The 21,468-nt window shown below is 74.2% G+C and carries 26 protein-coding genes and 1 tRNA gene; 16 read left to right on the plus strand and 11 right to left on the minus strand.

What is annotated here, in order from left to right:
* On the plus strand, positions 1-342 hold the full coding sequence (locus AC0IVP_RS09725; protein ID WP_471756258.1) for a cytidine deaminase: 342 nt from the start codon (positions 1-3) through the stop codon (positions 340-342).
* Here AC0IVP_RS09725 and AC0IVP_RS09730 read toward each other — a convergent pair.
* The gene (locus AC0IVP_RS09730; RefSeq protein ID WP_056297552.1) at positions 335-931 is read right to left on the minus strand and encodes a hypothetical protein; all 597 of its coding nucleotides are present in this window, start codon (positions 929-931) and stop codon (positions 335-337) included. The two genes, AC0IVP_RS09725 and AC0IVP_RS09730, sit on opposite strands and share 8 nt — an antisense overlap.
* A 70-nt stretch (positions 932-1,001) precedes the next feature.
* Here AC0IVP_RS09730 and era point away from each other — a divergent pair, with 70 nt between their 5' ends.
* The 3 genes from era to AC0IVP_RS09745 are packed head-to-tail and all read left to right on the plus strand — an operon-like array spanning position 1,002 to position 3,438.
* A complete protein-coding gene (era, locus tag AC0IVP_RS09735) occupies positions 1,002-1,916 on the plus strand; it encodes a GTPase Era (RefSeq protein WP_056297555.1) in 915 nt (304 codons plus the stop codon).
* The gene (gene recO / locus AC0IVP_RS09740; RefSeq protein WP_056297560.1) at positions 1,917-2,663 is read left to right on the plus strand and encodes a DNA repair protein RecO; all 747 of its coding nucleotides are present in this window, start codon (positions 1,917-1,919) and stop codon (positions 2,661-2,663) included. It begins immediately after the preceding gene.
* Positions 2,664-2,673: 10 nt separating this feature from the next.
* Complete coding sequence (locus AC0IVP_RS09745; RefSeq protein WP_056297563.1) at positions 2,674-3,438, plus strand: isoprenyl transferase; 765 nt, start codon at positions 2,674-2,676, stop codon at positions 3,436-3,438.
* A gap of 3 nt (positions 3,439-3,441) precedes the next feature.
* Here AC0IVP_RS09745 and AC0IVP_RS09750 read toward each other — a convergent pair whose 3' ends face one another.
* The 4 genes from AC0IVP_RS09750 to AC0IVP_RS09765 all read right to left on the minus strand — a co-directional run bounded on the left by AC0IVP_RS09750 (position 3,442) and on the right by AC0IVP_RS09765 (position 7,576).
* Positions 3,442-5,055 (minus strand): serine/threonine-protein kinase, encoded by a 1,614-nt coding sequence (locus tag AC0IVP_RS09750; RefSeq protein ID WP_471756260.1) that lies wholly within the window; start codon positions 5,053-5,055, stop codon positions 3,442-3,444.
* An 81-nt stretch (positions 5,056-5,136) separates the two neighbouring features.
* Positions 5,137-6,711 carry a serine/threonine-protein kinase gene (locus AC0IVP_RS09755; protein ID WP_471756262.1) on the minus strand — a complete coding sequence of 525 codons (1,575 nt, stop codon included), beginning with the start codon at positions 6,709-6,711 and terminating at the stop codon, positions 5,137-5,139.
* Between the two features lie 65 nt (positions 6,712-6,776).
* Positions 6,777-7,163: a Fur family transcriptional regulator gene (locus AC0IVP_RS09760; RefSeq protein WP_471756264.1), complete on the minus strand. Its 387-nt coding sequence runs from the start codon at positions 7,161-7,163 to the stop codon at positions 6,777-6,779.
* The gene (locus tag AC0IVP_RS09765; protein WP_082557037.1) at positions 7,163-7,576 is read right to left on the minus strand and encodes an ArsR/SmtB family transcription factor; all 414 of its coding nucleotides are present in this window, start codon (positions 7,574-7,576) and stop codon (positions 7,163-7,165) included. Before AC0IVP_RS09765 ends, AC0IVP_RS09760 begins: the two co-directional genes overlap by 1 nt.
* A 48-nt stretch (positions 7,577-7,624) precedes the next feature.
* Between AC0IVP_RS09765 and AC0IVP_RS09770 the strand changes: the two genes are divergently transcribed.
* From AC0IVP_RS09770 to AC0IVP_RS09815, 10 genes are all read left to right on the plus strand, one after another.
* Entirely contained in the window at positions 7,625-7,903 is a 279-nt protein-coding gene (locus tag AC0IVP_RS09770; RefSeq protein ID WP_157519475.1) for an antibiotic biosynthesis monooxygenase family protein, read from the plus strand.
* Between the two features lie 62 nt (positions 7,904-7,965).
* Positions 7,966-9,390: a glycine--tRNA ligase gene (locus AC0IVP_RS09775; RefSeq protein ID WP_471756266.1), complete on the plus strand. Its 1,425-nt coding sequence runs from the start codon at positions 7,966-7,968 to the stop codon at positions 9,388-9,390.
* 108 nt (positions 9,391-9,498) lie between these two features.
* The gene (locus AC0IVP_RS09780) at positions 9,499-9,669 is read left to right on the plus strand and encodes a hypothetical protein (RefSeq protein WP_471756268.1); all 171 of its coding nucleotides are present in this window, start codon (positions 9,499-9,501) and stop codon (positions 9,667-9,669) included.
* Positions 9,670-9,795: 126 nt separating this feature from the next.
* Positions 9,796-10,959, plus strand: coding sequence for a tRNA dihydrouridine synthase DusB (gene dusB / locus AC0IVP_RS09785; protein ID WP_471756270.1), 1,164 nt, complete (start codon positions 9,796-9,798; stop codon positions 10,957-10,959).
* Complete coding sequence (locus tag AC0IVP_RS09790) at positions 10,956-11,408, plus strand: Rv0361 family membrane protein (protein ID WP_056297585.1); 453 nt, start codon at positions 10,956-10,958, stop codon at positions 11,406-11,408. The genes dusB and AC0IVP_RS09790 overlap by 4 nt, the downstream gene beginning before the upstream one ends.
* A 73-nt stretch (positions 11,409-11,481) precedes the next feature.
* Complete coding sequence (locus AC0IVP_RS09795) at positions 11,482-12,087, plus strand: YdcF family protein (RefSeq protein ID WP_471756272.1); 606 nt, start codon at positions 11,482-11,484, stop codon at positions 12,085-12,087.
* A gap of 11 nt (positions 12,088-12,098) precedes the next feature.
* Complete coding sequence (locus AC0IVP_RS09800) at positions 12,099-12,590, plus strand: hypothetical protein (RefSeq protein WP_471756274.1); 492 nt, start codon at positions 12,099-12,101, stop codon at positions 12,588-12,590.
* Positions 12,591-12,607: 17 nt separating this feature from the next.
* A complete protein-coding gene (locus AC0IVP_RS09805) occupies positions 12,608-13,192 on the plus strand; it encodes a hypothetical protein (RefSeq protein WP_471756276.1) in 585 nt (194 codons plus the stop codon).
* Complete coding sequence (gene dnaG, locus AC0IVP_RS09810) at positions 13,192-16,032, plus strand: DNA primase (RefSeq protein WP_471756278.1); 2,841 nt, start codon at positions 13,192-13,194, stop codon at positions 16,030-16,032. Before AC0IVP_RS09805 ends, dnaG begins: the two co-directional genes overlap by 1 nt.
* Positions 16,029-16,583, plus strand: coding sequence for a hypothetical protein (locus AC0IVP_RS09815; protein WP_471756280.1), 555 nt, complete (start codon positions 16,029-16,031; stop codon positions 16,581-16,583). Before dnaG ends, AC0IVP_RS09815 begins: the two co-directional genes overlap by 4 nt.
* Before the next feature lies 1 nt (position 16,584).
* On the opposite strand, the gene AC0IVP_RS09820 is transcribed toward AC0IVP_RS09815, so the two are convergent.
* A complete protein-coding gene (locus tag AC0IVP_RS09820) occupies positions 16,585-16,797 on the minus strand; it encodes a hypothetical protein (RefSeq protein WP_471756282.1) in 213 nt (70 codons plus the stop codon).
* A 115-nt stretch (positions 16,798-16,912) separates the two neighbouring features.
* On the opposite strand from AC0IVP_RS09820, the gene AC0IVP_RS09825 reads away from it, so the two are divergent.
* Positions 16,913-16,988: transfer RNA gene (locus AC0IVP_RS09825), tRNA-Asn, on the plus strand.
* A gap of 56 nt (positions 16,989-17,044) precedes the next feature.
* Here AC0IVP_RS09825 and AC0IVP_RS09830 read toward each other — a convergent pair.
* From AC0IVP_RS09830 to AC0IVP_RS09845, 4 genes are all read right to left on the minus strand, one after another.
* Positions 17,045-17,935 (minus strand): alpha/beta hydrolase fold domain-containing protein, encoded by an 891-nt coding sequence (locus AC0IVP_RS09830; protein ID WP_471756284.1) that lies wholly within the window; start codon positions 17,933-17,935, stop codon positions 17,045-17,047.
* Positions 17,932-18,498 (minus strand): quercetin 2,3-dioxygenase, encoded by a 567-nt coding sequence (locus tag AC0IVP_RS09835; RefSeq protein WP_471756286.1) that lies wholly within the window; start codon positions 18,496-18,498, stop codon positions 17,932-17,934. Before AC0IVP_RS09835 ends, AC0IVP_RS09830 begins: the two co-directional genes overlap by 4 nt.
* Before the next feature lie 95 nt (positions 18,499-18,593).
* On the minus strand, positions 18,594-19,337 hold the full coding sequence (locus AC0IVP_RS09840) for an IclR family transcriptional regulator (RefSeq protein WP_471756288.1): 744 nt from the start codon (positions 19,335-19,337) through the stop codon (positions 18,594-18,596).
* Between the two features lie 53 nt (positions 19,338-19,390).
* On the minus strand, positions 19,391-19,915 hold the full coding sequence (locus tag AC0IVP_RS09845) for a GNAT family N-acetyltransferase (RefSeq protein ID WP_471756290.1): 525 nt from the start codon (positions 19,913-19,915) through the stop codon (positions 19,391-19,393).
* Positions 19,916-19,991: 76 nt separating this feature from the next.
* Here AC0IVP_RS09845 and AC0IVP_RS09850 point away from each other — a divergent pair, with 76 nt between their 5' ends.
* Positions 19,992-20,246, plus strand: coding sequence for a hypothetical protein (locus AC0IVP_RS09850; protein ID WP_471756292.1), 255 nt, complete (start codon positions 19,992-19,994; stop codon positions 20,244-20,246).
* 16 nt (positions 20,247-20,262) lie between these two features.
* Here AC0IVP_RS09850 and AC0IVP_RS09855 read toward each other — a convergent pair whose 3' ends face one another.
* Positions 20,263-21,468, minus strand: coding sequence for an acyl-CoA dehydrogenase family protein (locus AC0IVP_RS09855; RefSeq protein WP_471756294.1), 1,206 nt, complete (start codon positions 21,466-21,468; stop codon positions 20,263-20,265).

Below are 21,468 nucleotides of genomic sequence, written 5' to 3' on the forward strand. Positions count from 1 at the left end.
GTGAGCGCACCCGACCTGCAACCCGAGGACGCCAAGCTGGTCACCCTGGCCCGGTCGGCCCGGGGCCGCACCGGGGCCCCGGAGGGGGCCGCCGTGCGGGACACCGACGGCCGCACGTACCTGGCCGCGACCGTGTCGTTGCCCTCGATGCGGCTGTCGGCCTTGCAGGCCGCCGTCGCCGCCGCCGTCAGCAGCGGGGTGGAGGGCCTGGAGGCCGCCGCCGTGGTCAGTGCGGACGGCGAGGTCGAGCCGGCCGGGCTCGCCGCGGTGCGCGACCTGGCCGCCGCGGCCCCGGTCCACCTGGCCGGGCCCGACGGCGTCCTGGTGTCGACGCTCAGCTGAGCGGGCGGTCCAGGGCGTCGGCGAACCCGTCGGCGTCCCGGACCCAGACGCTGAAGGCCTTGTCGGCGACCCCGTCGCCGCCCAGGTGCCGGACGACGACCCGGGTGCGCCCGGGCCACCAGCCGCCGCGCCGCTTGGCCCGCGGCCAGTCCGCCGGCGCGGGGGCCACCGCGACGTCCTCGACCAGCACCAGGGGCACGATCCCGAACGAGGAGGTCTGCCGGATGCCGGCGATGTCCCCGGACAGTCCGTGGTCGGACACGGTGAACCGGCTGGTGGCCAGCACCAGGACCAGCAGGCCCAGCCCGACGGCCAGCGGGGCCTCGTCCCGGGCGGCGGCCGGGCCGTCGATGAGCGCCAGCACCCCCAGCCACACGGCGACGACGACCACCGCCAGCGCGGCCACCGTCGGGCTCACCGGGTTGTACTGCCAGTAGCGCAGCGGGGCCGGTTGCACGGTCGTGGAGCGCTTGGGGCCGCGGCGGGCGAGGAAGCCGTAGCTGGTCACCTGGCTGACGTGCCGCTCCCGGTCCCGGGCGGCCCGGACCGCGGGTGGCTCGTCGTTCTCTCGTCGCTGTCGGCGGGCCATGTGCCCATCGTCCCAGGCCCGGGACGGCGCACCGGCGGGGAACGTCGGTGGCCGGTGGGAGACTGGTCGCGTGAGCACCCCCGCCCCGCCGCACCGCAGTGGCTTCGTCGCCCTCGTCGGCCGCCCCAACGCGGGCAAGACCACGCTCACCAACGCCCTGGTGGGCGACAAGGTCGGCATCGTCAGCAACCGCCCGCAGACCACCCGGCACGCCATCCGGGGGGTCGTGCACCGCCCCGAGGGGCAGTTGGTGCTGGTCGACACCCCCGGTCTGCACAAGCCCAAGAGCCTGCTGGGCCAGCGGCTCAACGACGTCGTGCGGGACACCCTGGCCGACGTCGACGTGATCCTGTTCTGCATCCCGGCCGACCAGCCGGTCGGCGCCGGTGACGCCTTCATCGCCCGCCAGCTCAAGAACGTCAGCACCCCGGTCGTGCTGGTGGTGACCAAGACCGACGTGGCGTCCAAGAAGGCGATCACCAGCCAGCTGGTGGCGGCGTCGGAGCTCGTCGAGGCCCGCGACATCGTCCCGGTGAGCGCGGTGGCCGGTGACCAGGTCGAGCTGCTGGCCGGGCTGCTGATCGGGATGCTCCCCGAGGGCCCCGCGCTGTACCCCGAGGACCAGCTGACCGACGAGGACGTCGAGCGCCAGATCGCCGAGCTGGTCCGTGAGGCCGCGCTGGAGAAGGTGCGCCAGGAGGTCCCGCACTCCCTGGCCGTCAGTGTCGAGGAGATCATCCGCAAGCCCGACCCGCGCGACCCCGAGGCCGTGTTCACCGAGCTGCACGTGCTGCTGCACGTCGAGCGGGCCAGCCAGAAGCCGATGCTGCTGGGCAAGGGCGGGACCACGATCAAGGCGATCGGCTCCGAGGCGCGGGTGGGCCTGGAGCACCTGCTCGGCGGCCGGGTGCACCTGGACCTGCACGTGACCGTGCTGGGGGAGTGGCAGGACGACCCGAAGAAGCTCAACCGACTGGGCTACTGAGTGTCCACGACACCGCAGGCGCTCTACCGCGACGAGGGGGTCGTCCTCCGGGTGCAGAAGCTCGGGGAGGCCGACCGGATCGTCACCGTGCTCACCCGCCGCACCGGCAAGGTGCGCGCCGTGGCCAAGGGCGTCCGCCGCACCAAGAGCAAGTTCGGCGCCCGGCTGGAGCCCTTCAGCCACGTCGACCTGCAGCTCTACACCGGCCGGAACCTGGACATCGTCAGCCAGGCCGAGTCGCTGCACTCCTACGGTCCGCGGATCGTGGGGGACTACCCCTGCTACACCGCCGGCACCGCCGTGCTGGAGACCGCCGACCGGCTGACCGCGGAGGAGAAGGAGCCCTCGCTCCGGATGTTCCTGCTGGTCATCGGGGCGCTGCGCTCGCTGGCCGACCGGGCGCACCCGCCCGGTCTGGTGCTGGACGCCTTCCTGCTGCGCGCCATGTCGGTGGCCGGCTGGGAGCCCGCGCTGGCCGACTGCGCCCGGTGCGCCGAACCCGGGCCGCACCGGCACTTCTCGGTCCCCGGCGGCGGGATGGTCTGCCCGTCCTGCCGGCCCACCGGCTCCCAGATGCCCAGCCCGGTCACCATCGGGCTGCTGGACTCCCTGCTGACCGGGGACTGGGCTGCGGCCGAGGCCAGTCAGGGGACCAACCGTCGGGAGGGCAGCGGCCTGGTCGCCGCCCTCCTGCAGTGGCACCTGGAGCGCGGCCTGCGCTCGCTGCCGCTGGTGGAACGCACGTGAGGGAGTCGCAGTGAAGCGCGAGGTCAGGGCACCGAACCCGCACCCCTCCGGTGCCCGGCCGCCGGACGTGCCGGCCGACAAGGTGCCGCACCACGTCGCCGTCGTCATGGACGGCAACGGCCGGTGGGCCAAGCAGCGCGGACTGCCCCGGACCAAGGGCCACGAGGCGGGGGAGTCCAGCCTCTTCGACTGCGTCGAGGGCGCCATCGAGATCGGCGTCAAGGCGATCAGTGCCTACGCCTTCTCCACGGAGAACTGGAAGCGCAGCCCCGAGGAGGTGCGCTTCCTGATGGGCTTCAACCGCGACGTCATCCGCCGCCGCCGCGACGAGATGCACGAGCTCGGGGTGCGGGTCCGCTGGGCCGGTCGCCGTCCCCGGCTGTGGCGCAGCGTCATCGACGAGCTGCAGGTCGCCGAGGAGCTGACGAAGGACAACGACGTCCTCACCCTCACCATGTGCGTCAACTACGGGGGGCGGGCCGAGATCGCCGACGCCGCGGCCGCCATCGCCCGCGAGGTCGCGGCCGGCCGGCTGAACCCGGACAAGGTCACCGAGAAGACGGTGGCCAGGTACCTGGACGAGCCGGACATGCCCGACGTGGACCTCTTCCTGCGCAGCTCGGGGGAGAACCGCACCAGCAACTTCCTGCTGTGGCAGTCCGCCTACGCCGAGCTGGTCTTCCAGGACACCCTGTGGCCGGACTTCGACCGCCGGCACCTGTGGGCCGCGGTCGAGGAGTACGCCTCCCGGCAGCGCCGCTTCGGTTCGGCCTGAGGGTCAGCCGAAGCGGCTGTTGGCCTCGTCCTCCCACCAGTCGGTGAGGTCGTCGAGGCCGTCCTGCCCGCCGCCGGGCACGGTGAGGACGGTCAGCGTGGCGTTGTCGCTGGAGGTCCAGAAGAGCACCGCGTCGCGGCCCCCGGCCACGGCGCAGCCCACCCGGCCGGCGACCTGACCGTCGCTGGACCAGTAGGCGTAGCCGGTCTCGTCCGGGCAGCTCTCGTCGCTGGACAGCGGCGGCAGGTCGCGCCGGTCGACCTCCAGCAGGAACTGGTCGTCGGCGGCCGCACCGTCGGTGTAGCTGCGGACCTCCACGGTCTGCGGGCCCGGCTGCACCGGTGAGGGGCCGCAGGTCAACGCCGCCGTCTGGTCGCTGTCGGTGAGCTCGGCGGAGCTGCACTCCGCGACGCCGGCCGGCAGCACCGCCCGCAGGCCCGCCTCGGCCGCCGAGGTCGTCGGCGCCGCGGTCGAGGTGGGTGCGGCGGTGCCGCCGGAGGAGCCGCGGTCGACCAGGAACGCGACGCCGACGACGACGAGGGCCACGAGCACGGACCCGGCCAGCACCCAGGGCACCCAGCGTGGGGTGGCGGGCGAGGTGGGCACCGGTGCCGACGGTCCGGTCGGCGGCGAGCCCCACCGGCCGGCGTCGGGCAGCGGCGTCCCCGGCCGGGCGGGGCCGCCCCACACCCCGGGCGGGCCGGGGTCGGAGAAGCCCACGGACTGGGGCCGCGGCGGGGGTGGGCCCGGCGCGACGGCGGACTCGTGCTGGGGGGTGACCCCGCCCGAGGTCAGCGCCGCGCGGGCGGCGGTCGCCATCGCGCCGGCGCTGGGCCACCGGTCGGCCGGGGACTTGGCCAGTCCGCGGGCCACCACGTCGTCCAGCGCCGGGGGCAGGCCGCCGCGGACCGAGGACACCCGTGGTGCCGGGGTGTTGAGGTGGGCGTACATCATCTTCGCCAGCCCCTCCCCGGTGAAGGGACGGCGGCCGGTGAGGCACTCGAAGAGCACGCAGGCCAGCGCGTACACGTCGGTGCGGGCGTCCACCGGGGCCTCGGTGAACCGCTCGGGCGCCATGTAGTCGAAGGAGCCCAGCGCCGAGCCCGTCTGGGTCAGCGAGGGGCCCTCGGTGCTGGCCGAGGACCACGCGATGCCGAAGTCGACCAGGTAGACGAACTCGTCGCCGGGCTCCCCGGTGACCAGCACGTTGGAGGGCTTGACGTCCCGGTGCACCAGGCCCTCGGCGTGCGCGGCGTCCAGCGCGCGCGCCACCTGGCCGGTGATGGACACCGAACGGGCCGGGTCCAGCGCGCCCTGGGCGTGCAGCAGGTCGCCCAGGTCGGACCCGGTGACCAGCCGCATGTCCAGGAACAGCCGGCCCTCGACCTCGCCGTAGCGGTGGATCGGCACGACGTGCGGCTCGGACAGCCGGGCGGCGGCGTGCGCCTCGCGGCGGAACCGCTCGCGGTACGCGGCATCCCCGGCCAGACCGGCCGACAGCACCTTCAGCGCGACCGTGCGGCGGTGCTCGGTGTCGTAGGCGCGGTAGACCTCGCCCATCCCGCCGCGGCCGATCAGCCCCTCGATGCGGTAGGCACCGAACTGACCTGACTCCACGACCGCCTCCCCGCACCGGACGGGTGCCCGGGCGCTCCGGGGGAGTCTAGGTGCGGTACCGGTGCGTGCCGGGACCCCGGCTCAGACCGTGAAGTCGCTGAGCGCCGGGTCGTTCCACCACTCCCACAGTGCGTCGAGGTCGTCGTCGGTGCCGTCGGGCAGCTGGGCGAACCCCTCGGCCCGGGCGTCGAGCTGGGTCCAGACCAGCGTGGCGTCGCCCGTGGGCCCGATCGTGCAGGCGACCTCGCCGGCCCGGACCCCGTCCTGGGTCCAGTCGCGGTGGCCGTACGCGCCGTCGTCCCCGGGGCAGGGCGAGCCGGAGGGCAGCGGGTCCAGGCCGAGGCCGCCGACGTCGGCGGCGAACACGTCGGAGAGGGTGCCCTCGTCGGGGTAGAGGTAGAACGCTGCGTACGCCGGGCCCTCCCCGGAGACGGTGGCGCCACAGTCCAGTGCCGCGATCGCGCCGTCGTCGGGCAGGTCGCGGGTGGTGCAGGAGTCGGCGTCGAAGTCGGCCGGCAGGGCGGCCCGCAGCTCGGCCTCGGCGTCGGACCCGGCCGGGGTGTTGCCGGTCTGCTCCGCCAACGTCGTGGACGGCGCGTCCGTGGTGGACGTGGTGGCGACGGTGGGGGTCGGGGTGGGGTCGGCGCTGCTGCCGGACCCACCACCCCGGGTCAGCACGACCGCACCGACGACCAGCAGCGCGACGACGACGGTCACCACCAGGGCCACCACCAGCGCCGGGCTCGTGCCCCGGGCGGGCGGGACGGCGGTCGGCGGCGGCGCGGTCGGCCAGCCGGGTCCGCTGGGGACCGGCCGGATGCCGGCGGACCGCAGCGCCGCCCGGGCCGCTGCGGCCAGCTCACCGGCCCGGGCGAACCGCTGGGCGGGGTCCTTGGCCAGTCCGCGGGCGACGACGGCGTCCAGTGCGGGCGGCACCCGCGGGTCGAGGGTCGACGGCGCCGGGGCGAGGGCGTTGAGGTGTGCCCACATCAGCGCCGGCAGCCCGGTGCCGGTGAAGGGACGCCGGCCGGTCAGGCACTCGTGCAACACGCACGCCAACGCGTAGACGTCGGCCCGGGCGTCGACCGGGGCGTCCAGGAAGCGCTCGGGGGCCATGTAGTCGAAGGAGCCCAGCGCGGCGCCGGTCTGGGTGAGGGCGGTGGCCTGCGCGTCGGCGGTGGACCGGGCGATGCCGAAGTCGACGAGGTAGGCGAACTCGTCGTCCCCGGTGCCGGTGAGCAGCACGTTGGAGGGCTTGACGTCGCGGTGCACCAGGCCCTCGTCGTGGGCGGCGTCCAGGGCGGCGGCGACCTGGCTGACCAGGGAGACCGCCCGCTCGGGGCTGGTGCGTTCCCGCTCCAGGACGGTGGCGAGGTCCGCGCCGCGGACCAGGCGCATGTCCAGGAAGAGCCGGCCCTCCAGCTCGCCGTAGCGGTGGATCGGGACGACGTGGGGTTCGGCGAGGCGCGCGGCGGCGTGCGCCTCGCGGCGGAACCGCTCGCGGTAGTCGGGGTCGGCGGCCAGGTGCTCGGGCAGCACCTTGAGGGCGACGACGCGCTGGTGCTCGGTGTCCTGGGCGCGGTAGACCTCGCCCATCCCGCCGCGGCCGATGAGCCCCTCGATCAGGTAGGGACCGAACTGCCGGCCTGGCTCCACGACCCGCCCTCCCGCGCCGGAGGGGCCCGACTGGCAGGGAGTCTAGGGGTGGCGGGCGGCGGTGATCACCCTGCTGCGCGGCAGGCGGCGCAGGTGCCGAAGATCTCCAGCGTGTGGCTGACGTCGGCGAAGCCGTGCTCGGCGGCGACCCGGTCGGCCCAGTTCTCCACGGCGGGCCCGGCGACCTCGACGGTCCGCCCGCACCCGCGGCACACCAGGTGGTGGTGGTGCTGGGTGCTGCAGCGGCGGTAGAGGGCCTCGCCGGAGTCGGTGCGGATGGAGTCCAGCTCGCCGTCGTCGGCCAGGGCCTGCACGGCGCGGTACACGGTGGACAGGCCCACGGAGTCCCCGTCGGCGCGGAGCTTGGCGTGCACCTCCTGGGCGCTGTGGAAGCCCTCGAGGTCGTCGAAGACCGCCGCGACGGCGGTGCGCTGGCGCGTGGTGCGGACCATCAGCCGATGGTGGCACGGCGCGGGCCGGCCGGTGCGGTTGCGTGGGTGTGGTCCTGGTCGTGCGCGGTCTCGCCCACGGTGTCCGCGGCGGGGGCGTCGTCGTGTGCGGCGTGCTCGATGGCGTCGCGGACGATGTGCCCGACGTGGTTGTCGACCAGCCGGTAGTGGACCTCTCGGTGCCGGCGGTCGCCCACCACGAGGCGGGCCCCGCGCAGCACCCGCAGGTGCTGGGAGACCAGCGGCTGGGGGACGCCGAGGGCGTCGACGAGCTCGTGCACGCAGCGGCTGCCGTGCTCGTCGAGCAGCGCCACGATGGACAGCCGCAGCGGGGAGGCCAGTGCCGACAGCAGCTCGCTGGCCGCGGCGACGTCGGCGGTGGTGTGCCGGGTGGCGGGGAGGGGGGCGACCGACATGACACCATGATCCCTGCATGTGAGAACCATTGTCAACAGGAGGTGGCCGTGTTCGCGGTGACGAGGTTCCGGGTGTCCGAGGACGACGCGGCCGGGCTGGTCGCCGACGCCGACGCCCTGCTGGCGGTGCTGCGCGCGCGACCGGGGTTCCGGGACGGCGCCTTCGGCCGGGCGGCCGACGAGGACGGTCTCTACGCGCTGGTGACCACCTGGGAGGGCGTCGGGGCCTACCGCCGGGCGCTGTCCGCAGCCGAGGTCAAGGTGGCCGGCGCCCCGGTGTGGCTGCACGCCGTCGACGAACCCGGTGCCTACCTGACGGGGGAGTGAGAGCCGCGGGCGACTACCGTCGTCGGGTCCCCCGCCGACCGCCAGCCGGATGGAGCCCTCCCGTGGCCACCGAGAACACCCCCCAGACCGACGCCCCCCGCAAGGCCGACCCCGCCCGCCTGGACAAGGTGGTCAACCTCTGCAAGCGCCGCGGCTTCGTCTTCCCCTCGGGTGAGATCTACGGCGGCACCCGCTCCGCCTGGGACTACGGCCCGCTGGGCACCGAGCTCAAGGAGAACATCAAGAAGCAGTGGTGGCGCACGGTCGTGCAGAGCCGGGACGACGTCGTCGGCCTGGACTCCTCGGTCATCCTGCCGCGCCAGACCTGGGTCGCCTCGGGCCACGTCGGGGTCTTCACCGACCCGCTGACCGAGTGCCAGAACTGCCACAAGCGGTTCCGCGCCGACCACCTCGAGGAGGCCTTCGAGGAGAAGAAGGGCCGCGCCCCGGAGAACGGCCTGGCCGACATCACCTGCCCGAACTGCGGCGTCACCGGCTCGTGGACCGAACCGCGCGACTTCAACATGATGCTGAAGACCTACCTCGGCCCGGTCGAGGACGAGTCGGGGCTGCACTACCTGCGCCCGGAGACCGCCCAGGGCATCTTCGTGAACTTCGCCAACGTGATGGGCGCCGCGCGCAAGAAGCCGCCCTTCGGCATCGGCCAGATCGGCAAGAGCTTCCGCAACGAGATCACCCCCGGGAACTTCATCTTCCGCACCCGGGAGTTCGAGCAGATGGAGATGGAGTTCTTCGTCAAGCCCGGCGAGGACGAGCAGTGGCACGAGTACTGGCTGGAGCAGCGCACCGCCTGGTACACCGACCTCGGCATCGACCCGGACAACCTGCGGCACTTCGAGCACCCGGCCGAGAAGCTCTCGCACTACTCCAAGCGCACCGTGGACATCGAGTACCGCTTCGGCTTCCAGGGCTCGGAGTGGGGCGAGCTCGAGGGCATCGCCAACCGCACCGACTTCGACCTGAAGACCCACTCGGAGCACTCGGGCACCGACCTGTCCTACTTCGACCAGACGACGAACGAGCGCTGGACGCCCTACGTCATCGAGCCCGCAGCCGGCCTCACCCGCTCGCTGATGGCCTTCCTGGTCGAGGCCTACCGCGAGGACGAGGCCCCCAACGCCAAGGGCGGCGTCGACACCCGCACGCTGCTGGCGCTGGACCCCCGCCTCGCGCCGGTCAAGGCCGCCGTCCTGCCGCTGTCGCGCAACGCCGACCTCTCGCCCAAGGCCCGCGACCTCGCCGCGGCCCTGCGCAAGAACTGGAACGTCGAGTTCGACGACGCCGGCGCCATCGGCCGCCGGTACCGCCGGCAGGACGAGATCGGCACGCCGTTCTGCCTGACCGTCGACTTCGACACCCTCGAGGACGACGCGGTGACCGTGCGCGAGCGCGACACCATGACCCAGGAGCGCGTCGCCCTGGACCAGGTCGTCGGCTACCTGGCCCAGCGCCTGCCCGGCTGCTGACCCACGCCCAGCCGGTCACCTGGCAGGGACCCGGTCACCGCACCCGGTGACCGGGTCCCTCCAGGGTGACCGGATGGGTCGACGGCAGGACCGCGTGAGGACGACCGGGTGCTGGTCGCGTCGGGCTCGTTCGAGGAGCGCCGCGCCGTCTCCGGGCTCACCGAGCGCGACCTGGCCGGCCGGGTGCTCGACTGCTCGGCCGGTGCCTGGTCCGACGTGCTCGACCGCAGCTGGCACGAGGAGGCGCTGCTCGATCTGCTCCTGCGCCACGTCGGGTGAGGGCAGACTCCGGTCCTCCAGGGACGCAGTCGCCCTGCAGCGGCACAGCGTCCCTGGACGGCGGGAGTCCGGGGCGGGTGGACGACGGCCGGCGGCGGGTCGGAGCGGCCCGCCTACCCTGGAGCGGTGACCGCCGTCCTCGATGCCCGCCCCGCAGGCGCCCTCGCGCCGCTGCGGCTGGGCGCGCTGACCGTGGACCCCGCCGTCGTGCTCGCCCCGATGGCCGGGATCACCGGCCCGGCCTTCCGCACGCTGTGCCGCGAGTTCGGGGCCGGGCTCTACGTCTGCGAGATGATCACCACCCGCGCGCTGGTCGAGCGCAACGAGAAGACGCTGCGGATGGTGCGCGCCACCACCGAGGAGCACGACGCGTTCTCGGTGCAGCTCTACGGCGTGGACCCGGCGACCGTGGGCCGGGCGGTGGAGCTGCTGGTCGACGAGTGCGTGGCCGGCACCCGGCCCGCGCACATCGACCTGAACTTCGGTTGCCCGGTGCCCAAGGTGACCCGCAAGGGCGGGGGAGCGGCACTGCCCTGGCGCCGACGGCTGTTCGGCGACGTCGTCTCGGCGGCCGTGCGTGCCGCCGGCGACGTGCCGGTGACGGTGAAGACGCGCGTGGGCATCGACCCGCAGCACCACACCTACCTCGAGGCCGGCGCGATCGCCCAGGACGCCGGGGCGGCCGCGATCACGCTGCACGGTCGCACCGCCGACCAGCTCTACAGCGGCACCGCCGACTGGACGCACATCGCCCGCCTGGTCGAGGCCGTGGACATCCCGGTGCTGGGCAACGGCGACGTCTGGGAGGCCGACGACGCGCTGCGGATGGTGGCCGAGACCGGCTGCGCGGGTGTCGTCGTCGGGCGTGGCTGCCTGGGGCGGCCCTGGCTGTTCGGCGACCTGGCCGCCGCCTTCGCCGGGTCGACGCAGCGCGCGCTGCCGACCTTCCGGGAGGTGGCCGCCGTCATGCACCGGCACGCCACCCTGCTGGCCGCCGAGCACGGCGAGACCCACGGCTGCTCGGACTTCCGCAAGCACGTCGCCTGGTACACGAAGGGCTTCTCGGTCGGCTCGGACACCCGCCGGGCACTGGCCATGGTCAGCTCGCTCGACGAGCTCGCCGAGCTGCTGGCGGGCGTGGAGGACCAGCCCTACCCGCTCGCCGTCCTCGGCGCCCCCCGCGGCCGGACGACGCCGCCCCGCCCGGTCGCGCTGCCCGAGGGCTGGCTGGACGACCGGGACGACCCGCGGCCCCCCGCGGGCGCCGAGCTGGAGACGAGCGGCGGATGAGCACCGAGGGCCCCTTCCTCTACGACGACGACCCGCAGCCGCTGCACGCCGGTGCGGGACGGCCCCGCAAGGGCCTGCTGCTGGCCCTGGGCGGCGGCACGCTGGCTGTGGCGCTGGTCGCGGTCTTCTCCCTCAACGCCCTGCAGGGCAGCCCGGAGGAGCAGGTCGAGCAGGTCGCCGACGTGTTCACCCGGGCGCTCGTCGCCGGGGACGACGAGACGGCGTGGGGCCTGTTGTGCAACGCCGAGCAGGAGCGCCTGCAGCCCGCCGAGGTGGCCGGGGACTACCTGCAGGCGGGCACCCCCGACGTCGGGACGGCGACCGAGACCGAGCTCGACGGTGTCGACGCGCGGCTGGTCCCGGTCCGCTGGGACGACGACGGTGCGGTCACCGAGACCGAGCTGACCCTGGTGGCCGAGGACGGCCCCAAGGTCTGCGCCGGCAGCTGACCCGCCGGCGCCCGGTGCGGCACCGGTCCTGACAGGGGCGTCTGGTACCCATGACGCCATGGTCGGTGGCTTCGTGGGACGCGCGCTCGGTGCCGCCGTGCTCGCCGCCGCGCTGGTGGCCGTGTCCACGGCCACCGCGATCTGGTGGACCGCGCGGCAGGACGCCCAGCCCGAGTCCGACGCGATCGTCGTGCTGGGCACCGCGCAGTACAACGGCGTCCCCAGCTCGATCTTCGAGGCCCGGCTGGAGCACGCGCTGGCCCTTTGGGAGGACGGCGTCGCCCCGGTCGTGGTGACCGTCGGGGGCCGGGCCGACGGCGACGTGTTCAGCGAGGCCGAGGCCGGTGCCGACTACCTGGCCGACGCCGGCATGCCCGCCGACAGCCTGCTGGTCGTGCCGGAGGGCGTGGACACCCTGGAGAGCATGCGGGTCGTCGCGGCCGCGTTCGACGAGCGCGGCTGGTCCACCGCGGTGCTGGTGACCGACCCGTGGCACGCGATGCGGGCCGAGCGGATGGCCGAGGACTCCGGCATGGACGCCAGCAGCTCGCCGACCCGGCAGGGGCCCGCCGTGCAGACCCGGGCCACCCAGTTCCGCTACATCGTGCGGGAGACAGCGGCCTACCTGCTCTACCGGGCGACCGGCGAGAGCGTCGCCGGCGCCCCGGGCATCGGATGACCGTCTACACGTTGACCGCCCCCGGCCACCGGGGTCAGGGACCCGGGGTGCGGGCCGTCGTCGTCGGCGGGGAGGGCGACAAGGAGGCCGCCGGCGGGCTCGTGGTCGCCACCCTGCAGCCCGGCTACTGGCGGGAGCGCGCGCGGGCCCTGGTCGAGGGCTCCGAGTGGGTCTTCGGCAAGGAGAGCGGTGACCTCGGGGGCCGGCTGTCCGCCGAGCCGGAGGGCACGACGCGGTTGCGCGCCGTGCGCACCTCGTTCTGGACCTCGCGGCACGACGTGGACCTGGAGGGTCTGCTCGTGCAGGTCCAGGGCGGGGCGCGCAACCGGGTCTGGACCCTCGCCGACGGGAGCCAGCTGGGCAGCAGTGGCCGCATCGGCTTTTGGAACCCGGTGCCCACCCTCACCCTGCGCGACGACGTCCCGCTGCACCACGCCGTCTTCCTCCTGTGGCTCGAGCACACGTTCACCCGGCGCAACCAGGCTGCCGCGGCTGCTGCCTGAGTGCGGTGGACACCGCCGTGACGCCGTTCCCCCGCAGCGGGATGATGGTGTCGGGGCGGGCAGGTCGGCCGCCCGGACGAGGGGGAGCGGTGCTCGAACTGGGCAAGGCCGGAGAGCACGGGACCGGCGGGGGTGTGGTCCCGGTGCTGGCCGACGGGCGGGTCGTGGCCACGCTGCAGACGTCGAACTGGCGGACGCAGGCGGCCGCCGTGGTCGGTGACCGGTCGTGGACCTTCGACCGGCGCAAGCAGGAGCTCGTGGGCCGTTGGACGCCCGAGCCCGCCGACGCCGTCCGGGTGCGTGCCCGGCAGACGTCGATGTGGAAGGGCACCTGGGAGGTCGACCTCGAGGGGACCGTCGTCACCGTCGAGAGCGACTCGTACTGGAAGGGCACCCACCGGGTGCTGGCCGGGGGGCGGCAGGTCGCCGGGTCCGGCACCGTGGGCACCTGGTCGCCTCGCCCGACGCTGACCGCCGACCCTCAGGTGCCGCTGGACCACCAGGTCTTCCTGCTGTGGCTCCTCGTGGTGATCAGCCGCCGCAACACCTCCACGATGGCCGCCGCCACCGGCGCGATCGTCATCGCCGGGGGGAGCAGCTGATGGTGGGCGAGCGCCGCGGCCGCATCCGCGCCGCCGACATCGCCACGGTGCGCGAGCGCAGCAAGATCGACGAGATCGTCGGTGAGCACCTGCAGCTCAAGCGCGCCGGTGGCGGGTCGCTGAAGGGCCTGTGCCCCTTCCACGACGAGAAGTCCCCGTCCTTCCAGGTCACCCCGACGCGGAACCTCTTCCACTGCCTGGCCGGTGAGACCGGTGTGCTCACCGAGAACGGGACCGTCCCGATCCGTGAGCTCGCCGGCAAGACCATCCGCGTCCTCAACGGCTCGGGCGGGTGGGTCGAGGCACCCTTCAGCGCTTACGGGGTGCAGCGCCTCATGCGGGTCACCCTGACCCGCAACGGCCGCACCAAAGAGCTCCACGCCACCGACGAGCACCGCTGGTTCGTCCCGTCCGGTGCCTTGCGCCAGCACCGCCGCGAGAAGCTGACGCGGGACCTGCGCCCGGGGGACCGGCTGTCGCACTCCTTCCCGATGAGCCGGGTGCTGAACCCGGCGACCCGACCCTCGCCGTTCGGCATCGGGCGTGGGGTCGTCTACGGCGACGGCACCCGGGCTGGTGCCGGGTCCATCGCCGTCCTGTACGGCGAGAAGGACCTCGAGCTGGCCCGGTACTTCGACGGCTGCCGCTCGTGGACCGAAGAGCGCGGGACGCGTTACTACGGCATGCCGGCCTACTTCAAGGACGAGCGGCCGGCTCTGGACGAAGACGCGTCCTACCTGCTGGGCTGGTTGGCCGGGTACTTCGCCGCAGACGGATGCGTCGCCGAGGACGGCGACGCCATCCTGAACTCCGCGCGTCAGGAGGACCTCGAGTACGTCCGGGTGCTGTGCACCCGGCTGGGCATCGGCACGTTCGGCGTCACCAAGCAGACCCGCATGGGCATCGACGGCGTCATGAGCGACGTCTTCAACGTCCGTTTCATGACCAAGGGGTTGCCCGTCTCGTTCTTCCTCTTGGCCCACCACCGTGAGCGGCACCTGGCGAGTACGAAGGCGTACGAGCGGGAGAACTGGGTCGTGCAGTCGGTGGAGTGGTCCGACCGCGTGGAGGAGGTGTACTGCGCGGAGGTCCCCGGGACCCACGCGTTCACCCTCGAGGACAACATCCTCACCGGGAACTGTTTCGGTTGTGGGGAAGGCGGCGACGTCATCTCCTTCGTGCAGAAGATCGACCACCTGTCCTTCTCCGAGGCCGTGGAGCTGCTGGCCGGTCGGGCCGGGGTGCAGCTGCAGTACGAGGACGACGGTGGTCGGCCCACCGGTGCCCCGAGCCGGGCAGCGGCCGGGCAGCGGGCCCGGCTGGTCGCGGCCAACACCGCGGCCGCGGACTTCTACGCCGCCCAGCTGATGACGCCCGATGCGGCGATCGCCCGCACCTTCCTGGCCGAGCGCGGCTTCGACAAGCAGGTCGCGCTGGACTTCGGCTGCGGGTTCGCCCCGGCCGGCTGGGACACCCTCACCAAGCACCTGCGGCAGGCCGGGTTCAGCCAGGAGGAGCTCGAGCTCGCCGGGTTGAGCAAGCAGTCCAGTCGGGGCAGCTACATCGACCGGTTCCACCGCCGGCTGCTGTGGCCCATCCGGGACATCACCGGCGACGTCATCGGGTTCGGGGCCCGCAAGCTCGCCGACGACGACCCCGGGCCCAAGTACCTCAACACCCCCGAGACGCCGCTGTACAAGAAGTCGACCGTGCTCTACGGCGTGGACCGGGCCAAGCGGGACATCGCCCGCCGGCACCAGGCCGTCGTCGTCGAGGGCTACACCGACGTGATGGCCTGCCACATCGCCGGGGTGACCACCGCCGTCGCCTCCTGCGGGACGGCGTTCGGAGCCGAGCACATCAACGTCCTGCGTCGGCTGCTGATGGACCAGGACGAGTTCCGCGGGGAGGTCGTCTACTGCTTCGACGGCGACGCCGCCGGCCAGGCTGCCGCCATGAAGACCTTCGCCGAGGACCAGCGCTTCGTCGGCCAGACCTTCGTCACCGTCGAGCAGGAGGGCCGGGACCCCTGCGAGCTGCGCCAGGCCCACGGCGACGCCGCCGTCCGCGACCTGGTCGCCCGCCGGGTCCCGCTGATCGCCTTCGTGCTGAAGACGACGCTGGCCGGCTACGACCTGGACACCGTCGAGGGCCGGGTGCAGGCGCTGGAGAAGGCCGCCCCGATGGTCGCCGGCATCAAGGACCACGCGTTGCGCCCGGCCTACGCCCGGCAGCTGGCCGGGATGCTGGGCAACACCGACGAGGCCGAGGTGCTGGCCAAGGTGCGGGCGATCACCGGGGAGGACCAGCCGACCCGCGCCCCCAAGCGGCAGAAGGCGCCCTCCCGCTCGGCCGACGACGCCGCGTTCTTCATCGAGCGTGAGGCGGTGAAGGCCGCGCTGCAGTCCCCGGAGCTGGCCGGGCCGGTGTTCGACGCCGTCCCGGAGGCGGCCTGGACGCACCCGGACTACGCGGCGATCGCGGCGGCGGTGGCGGCTGCCGGTGGCGCTGCGGCTGCGACGGTCACCGGCATGGCGTGGCTGGACGTCGTCCGGGCCCACTGCGACCGGGAGAGCGCGCAGGCGCTGCTCACCGCACTCGCCGTGGAGCCGATGATGGCGCCGGGTGAGGAGGTCGACAGCGGTTACGTGCAGGCCGTCGTCGCGCGGTTGCAGGAGATGGCCGCCGTCCGCCGGGTCGCCGCGGTCAAGGGGAAGCTGCAGCGGATGAACCCGGTGGAGTCCCCCGACGAGTACACCCGCACCTTCGGCCAGCTCGTGGCCCTGGAGCAGGAGGCCCGGTCCCTGCGGGAGCGGGCGATGGGCGGCCTGGGCCGGTGAACCCGCTGCGCCGGCTCACCCAGCGCTTCGGCCGCCCCCCGGAGCAGGTGGCGGCCGCCGCGGGCGGGGAGGACGTGCTGGCCTGGGGTGAGCGGGCCGGTGGCGGCTGGCTGGCGGCCACGTCGGCGGGGCTGCGCGGCGTCCCCGCCGGGCCGGACGACGGTGCACCGGACCTGCTGCCCTGGCACCTGGTCGGGCACGCCCGGTGGGCGGCCGCGGAGACCGGCGGGACCTTCACGGTCACCCCGCTGGTCGAGGTGGAGCCCGGCGTCCAGGCCCGCGGGCCGGTGACCCGGCACGTGCTCACCGACGCGGGGGAGCTGCCCGCGGTGCTGCGCCGGCGGGTGGACCAGACGGTGGTCGCCAGCCAGCGGCACCCGCTGCCCACCGGCGGTGGCGTGGTGCTGGTGGCCCGGCGGGTCCCGGGCCAGGAGGCCCGGGAGTGGAGCGTGGTCTTCGACGACGACGCCGACCGGGACGACCCGGCCGCGCGTCAGGTGGCGCGGGACCGGCTGGCCGCCGCCCTGGACTCGGACGACGCCAGCCGCTGACTCAGGGGCGCCCGGGCTCGCTGCCCAGCCGGGTCTTCACCGAGCTGATCGCGGCGTCGGCCGAGGCCTGCACCATGCCGGCCGCGGACTGCAGCCGAGGGTCGTCCTTGGCGTGGTCGTAGGCGCGCCGGATCTGGTCGTACCGGCCGCGGCCGGCCTTGGCACCCAGCACGTAGCCGGCACTGAAGCCGGCGAGGAAGGACAGCTTGGCCACGAGGACCTCCGGGGTGTGGGGGAGTGGGAACCGCCGACGCTACCGGCCCGACACGCCCGGTACCCCGTGGGAGCCCGGCCGTGGGCTGGGGTAGTCTGGCTGCCGCACGACGCGGTCCCCCGTAGCTCAATTGGCAGAGCATTCGACTGTTAATCGAACGGTTTCTGGTTCGAGTCCAGACGGGGGAGCCAGCACCCACCGAGCCCGGCCGGACGACGTCCGACCGGGCTCGGTGCTGTCCGGTCGCTCAGGTGCCCGGCAGCAGGTGGGCGCGCAGGAACGCCACGGTCCGGGCGAGTGCCTCGTCGGCTGCGGCGGGGGTGCCCAGCCACATGTGGTCCGCGCCGGCCAGCAGGTGCAGTTCCACCGGGGCGCCGGCTGCCTCCAGGGCCCGTGCCAGGGCCAGGCTCTGGGTGTGCGGGACCAGCCGGTCGGCGTCCCCGTGCAGGAGCAGGAACGGCGGCGCGGCCGGCGTGACGTGCGTCAGCGGGCTGGCCTGGGCGGCGAGTGCGGGCACCGTGGCGGGCGGGGCGCCCAGCAGCTGTGCCTCCCGGGTGGTCGGGTCGGTCGGGTCGGCCGGCACGGTCGCCACGTCGCTGGGGCCGTACCAGGCGACGACCGCGCCCACCGCGCTCGAGGGGCCGGTGACCCCCACGTCGCCCTCCAGGTCGGGGCCGGCGAGACCCACCATCGAGGCCAGGTGACCGCCGGCGGACTCGCCCCAGGTGGCGACCCGGTCGGCGTCCAGACCGAGCTCGTCGGTCCGGGACCGCAGCCACCGGACGGCGGCCCGCACGTCGTGCAGCTGCGCCGGCCACACCGCCTCACCGGACAGCCGGTGGTCCACCGAGGCGACCGCGATGCCGGCGGCCGCGACGACCTCGAAGGGGGAGGGGGAGGCACCGGCGTAGGCGGGCCCGACCGAGTGCCGGCTGCCCAGCCGCCACCCACCGCCGTGCACGAAGACGACGACCGGCGCCGGGCCCGCGGGGTCGGCCGGGAGCCAGAGGTCCAGCTCCAGGGGCCGCGCCCCGGGCAGGTCCGCGTACGGCACCCCGGCGAGCACCCGCACCCCGCCCGAGGCGAGCCGGGCCGGGGGCAGGGCGGCGGCGTGCGCCGGTGGGGGAGCGCCCGTCACGACCGCGGCGCCGCGTCGGGCCAGGTGTGCCCGGGCAGGAAGCGCATGGCGTGCCGCTGCGCCGCGGCCTGCATGCGGGGCAGGTCGGGGACGAACGGCGGCTGGTCGGTGGTGGCGTGGTCGGTGACCTGGCCCATGTGCTGGAAGAACCGCTCGAACCCGCCGGACAGCACGCCCATCATCCGGGCGGATTCGACCACCTGGTAGGCGTGGGTGAACCCGGCGGGCACGAACCCGAAGTCGCCGGCGCGCAGCAGCTGGGTCTGCGCGACGCCCTCGGCGTCCTCGAAGAACAACCGGACGGCGCCCTCCAGGACGGAGAACGTCTCGTGGGTGGACTCGTGGGAGTGCGTCGGGATGACGTCGCCGGCGGGGGACTCGCTGGTGACGATGCCGAACTGGCCGCCCGTCTCGTCCCCGGACAGCAGCACGGTGAACAGGTCACCGAACAGCACCGCGTGCTCGCCCTCCCCGCGGCGCAGCACGTAGGGCTGGGGCCGTCCCGGCAGCACGCCCTGCCAGCGCGGTCCGTGGCTGGGGTCGATCAGGTACTCGAAGCTCATGGCTGCTGCTCCCGGGTCGGGTCGTCGTCGACACCCCTGAGCATCGGGGACGACGCCCCGTCAGCCCAGCCTGCTGCCATTGGCCGGCACGGCGGTCAGCCGACGCCGATCGACCGCCGCGCACCCAGGCCCCGGGAGACGGCCCGGGCCGCGGTGCGCACGGCGGGCCCGAGCAGCCGGCCCTCGGCGTCCCCCCGGGGGACGACGACCGACAGGGCGGCCACCACCTGGTCCTCGGCCCCGAAGACGGGCGCCGCGACGCTCACCAGTGGCTGTGGCTCACCGCGGTGCAGCACGTGCAGCCCGGTCCGCCGCACCTCGGCCAGCGTCCGGCGCAGCTCGGACGCCGACACCGCCACCTGCTCCGGTTCGTGCACCAGCGGGCGCCCCAGCACGTCCTCCTGGACGTCGGCCGGTGCGTGCGCCAGCAGCACCAGGCCGACGCCGGTGGAGTGCAGCGGCAGCCGCCCACCGACCTCGTAGAGCACCGGCAGGGCGTGGTGGGCCGACACCCGCTCGACGAGCAGGGCCTGCTCCCCGTCCCGGACGGCCAACAGCACGTGCTGCCGGGTGACCTCGCCGAGGTCGCCCAGGTGCGGCATGGCCACGGCCCGCAGGCCCTGGGCGCGGGGGGACAGCGAGGCGACCTCCCACAGCCGCAGCCCGATGGAGAACCGGCCGTCGACACCGCGCTCCAGCGCGCCCCACGCGGTCAACCGGCCGGCCAGCCGCAGCGTGGAGCTGGTGGGGATGCCCGACCGGCGGGCGAGGTCGCCCAGGGTCAGCGACCGGTGGTCGGCGTCGAAGGCGTCCAGCAGCCGCAGCGCACGGTCGACCACGGGCTCGCCGCGCGGTGGCCGGTGGCCGCGTGGCCGTGCCGCGGGCAGGGGGCTCAGAGGGACTTCTCGAACGCGTAGAGCCGGTCCAGCACCGGCATCGCCCGGAGCTCCTCCACGGCGGTGGGCCGCAGCCGGTCGAACAGCGGCGTCCACCCCGCGCGCAGGTACAGCTCGCGGGCCTCGGGCTGCAGCGGTCCCGTCGTCAGCGTCATCCGGGTGTACCCGGCGGCTGCGGCCTGCTGCTCCAGCTCGGTGAGGACCCGGCGGGCCAGGCCGCGGCGGCGGTGGTCGCGGTGGGTCCACATCCGCTTGACCTCCGCCGTCCCGGGGTCCTCGTGGGCCCGGTAGGCGCCGCCGGCGACGGGTTCGCCGTCCTCGAGCAGGAGCAGGAAGAGCCCGGCCGGTGGGAGGAACTCGGCCGTCGGGTAGCGCTCCATCTCCTGCGCCGCGCTGCCGAACAGGTCGCCGTAGCGGGCGTCGTACTCGGCGAGCAGGTCGGTGAGCAGCGGCTGGGCGCGCGGGTCGTCGGGGGAGACGACGACGGTGACGATCGGGTCGTCGGGGGCGGCGGCGGACACGTCCACCGACGGTAGGCGACGTGATCTGCCGCGGAATCGGTGTTAGTCAGACTGTGTCGCAGGGCACACCAGGACCGTGGACAGCTACGCAGTCGGGTTCTCCCGACCAGACCGTTGGACGCCGGGCCGACCGGCCGAGAACCGCAGCCCCTGGCACGCCGTCGAGGCGCACCGCCCCGCGGGCGAGCTCGACGGGGAGGTCGAGCTCGCCGCGTGCGGGGCGATCGTGCAGGTGTGGGGCTCGCAGCGCTGGGAGCGGGTGGGCGCCCGGGACAGTGCCTGCCCCGAGTGCCGGCGGATCACCACCCGCCAGCTCAGCCGCACGGGCTGACCGCCGGCCGCGGAGGTCACTCCCTGCGGGGACGCCGACCGGTGATCGCCGACAGCCCGGTGACCTCGCGGCCGACGATGAGCGCCTGCACGTGGTCGGTGCCCTCGAAGGTGTAGATCGCCTCGATGTCGGCGTGGTGGCGGGCGATGTGGTGCTCGAGCAGGATCCCGTCGCCGCCGAACAGGTCGCGTGCATCGGCGATGATCGTGCGGGCCTTCTTGCAGCAGTTCATCTTGGCCAGCGAGGCCATCGCCGCGGTCATCCGGCCCTCGTCGGCCAGCGTGGACAGCCGCCAGCACATCAGCTGCATGGTCGTGATCTCGGCCAGCATCCGGGCGAGCTTCTCCTGCACCAGCTGGTAGCCGGCGATCGGCTGGCCGAACTGCTCGCGCTGCAGGGTGTGCGCCAGGGCCAGCTCGTAGGCCGACTGCGCGACGCCCAGCGCTCGCCAGGCGACGGTGTACCGGGTGCGGTCGAGCACCTGGGAGACGTCCTTGAAGCTGTGGCAGTTCGCCAGCTTGTCCTCCGCGCCGACGCGCACGTTCTCCAGCGTGATCTCGGCCTGCCACACCGCTCGCAGTGCCGTCTTGCCGGTCATCACGGTGGCGGTGAACCCCGGGGTGCCCTTCTCGACGACGTACCCGCCGACGTTGCCGTCCTCGTCGCGGGCCCAGATCAGCACGATGTCGGCGATCGACCCGTTGCCGATCCACTTCTTCGCCCCGTTCAGCACGAAGCCGTCGCCGTCCCGGGTGGCCGTCGTCCCGAGGGCGACGGCGTCCGAGCCGTGGTCGGGCTCGGTCAGGCCGAAGGCGCCGATGGTCTGCATCCGGGCCATGCCCGGCAGCCAGCGCTCCTTCTGCTCCTCGCTGCCCAGCAGGTCGATCGACTGCATGGCCAGGAAGCTGTGCACGCCGTGGAAGGTGCCCATCGAGCCGTCCGCGCGGGCCCACTCGGCAGCCACCAGCCCGGCGGCGACGGCGCTCATGCCGGCGGAGCCGTGGCCCTCGACCGTGCCGCCCGCGATGCCCAGGTCGGCGAGCTTGGGCACCAGGTGCGCCGGGAACTCGGCCCGCTCCCAGTAGTCGTTGATGATCGGGGTGACCTCGGCCGCGCAGAACGCGCGCACCCGGTCCCGGATCTCCAGGTCACCGGGGTCGATCAGGTCGTCGACGGCGTAGAAGTCGGTGGCGGGGGCGAGGGCGTCGGCGTCGGTGCTCAC

Source organism: Klenkia sp. AC732, assembly GCF_979256525.1.